Genomic DNA, 1,602 nt, shown 5'->3' with positions numbered 1-1,602 from the left:
AAAAATGAGCTTATCAAGCTTACTTCTTTTATGGAGAGTTTGATCCTGGCTCAGGATGAACGCTGGCGGCGTGCCTAATACATGCAAGTCGAGCGAACAGATGAGAAGCTTGCTTCTCTGATGTTAGCGGCGGACGGGTGAGTAACACGTGGGTAACCTACCTATAAGACTGGGATAACTCCGGGAAACCGGGGCTAATACCGGATAATATTTTGAACCGCATGGTTCAATAGTGAAAGACGGTTTCGGCTGTCACTTATAGATGGACCCGCGCCGTATTAGCTAGTTGGTAAGGTAACGGCTTACCAAGGCGACGATACGTAGCCGACCTGAGAGGGTGATCGGCCACACTGGAACTGAGACACGGTCCAGACTCCTACGGGAGGCAGCAGTAGGGAATCTTCCGCAATGGGCGAAAGCCTGACGGAGCAACGCCGCGTGAGTGATGAAGGTCTTCGGATCGTAAAACTCTGTTGTTAGGGAAGAACAAATTTGTTAGTAACTGAACAAGTCTTGACGGTACCTAACCAGAAAGCCACGGCTAACTACGTGCCAGCAGCCGCGGTAATACGTAGGTGGCAAGCGTTATCCGGAATTATTGGGCGTAAAGCGCGCGTAGGCGGTTTCTTAAGTCTGATGTGAAAGCCCACGGCTCAACCGTGGAGGGTCATTGGAAACTGGGAAACTTGAGTGCAGAAGAGGAGAGTGGAATTCCATGTGTAGCGGTGAAATGCGCAGAGATATGGAGGAACACCAGTGGCGAAGGCGGCTCTCTGGTCTGTAACTGACGCTGATGTGCGAAAGCGTGGGGATCAAACAGGATTAGATACCCTGGTAGTCCACGCCGTAAACGATGAGTGCTAAGTGTTAGGGGGTTTCCGCCCCTTAGTGCTGCAGCTAACGCATTAAGCACTCCGCCTGGGGAGTACGACCGCAAGGTTGAAACTCAAAGGAATTGACGGGGACCCGCACAAGCGGTGGAGCATGTGGTTTAATTCGAAGCAACGCGAAGAACCTTACCAAATCTTGACATCCTTTGACCGCTCTAGAGATAGAGTCTTCCCCTTCGGGGGACAAAGTGACAGGTGGTGCATGGTTGTCGTCAGCTCGTGTCGTGAGATGTTGGGTTAAGTCCCGCAACGAGCGCAACCCTTAAGCTTAGTTGCCATCATTAAGTTGGGCACTCTAGGTTGACTGCCGGTGACAAACCGGAGGAAGGTGGGGATGACGTCAAATCATCATGCCCCTTATGATTTGGGCTACACACGTGCTACAATGGATAATACAAAGGGCAGCGAATCCGCGAGGCCAAGCAAATCCCATAAAATTATTCTCAGTTCGGATTGTAGTCTGCAACTCGACTACATGAAGCTGGAATCGCTAGTAATCGTAGATCAGCATGCTACGGTGAATACGTTCCCGGGTCTTGTACACACCGCCCGTCACACCACGAGAGTTTGTAACACCCGAAGCCGGTGGAGTAACCTTTTAGGAGCTAGCCGTCGAAGGTGGGACAAATGATTGGGGTGAAGTCGTAACAAGGTAGCCGTATCGGAAGGTGCGGCTGGATCACCTCCTTTCTAAGGATATTACGGAATGACC

The 1,602-nt window shown here is 51.1% G+C and carries 1 rRNA gene; it reads left to right on the top strand.

The annotated features are described in order from the left end of the window. Window positions 1-27 precede the first annotated feature (27 nt). Window positions 28-1,580, top strand: a 16S ribosomal RNA gene (locus tag LQ673_RS14675). Window positions 1,581-1,602: the final 22 nt, after the last annotated feature.

It is taken from the genome of Mammaliicoccus sp. O-M54 (genome assembly GCF_022386035.1).
GTDB classification, from domain to species: domain Bacteria; phylum Bacillota; class Bacilli; order Staphylococcales; family Staphylococcaceae; genus Mammaliicoccus; species Mammaliicoccus sciuri_A.
The sequence above is the reverse complement of the archived record's forward strand: the minus strand, read 5'-3'. Positions and strand labels throughout refer to the sequence as shown.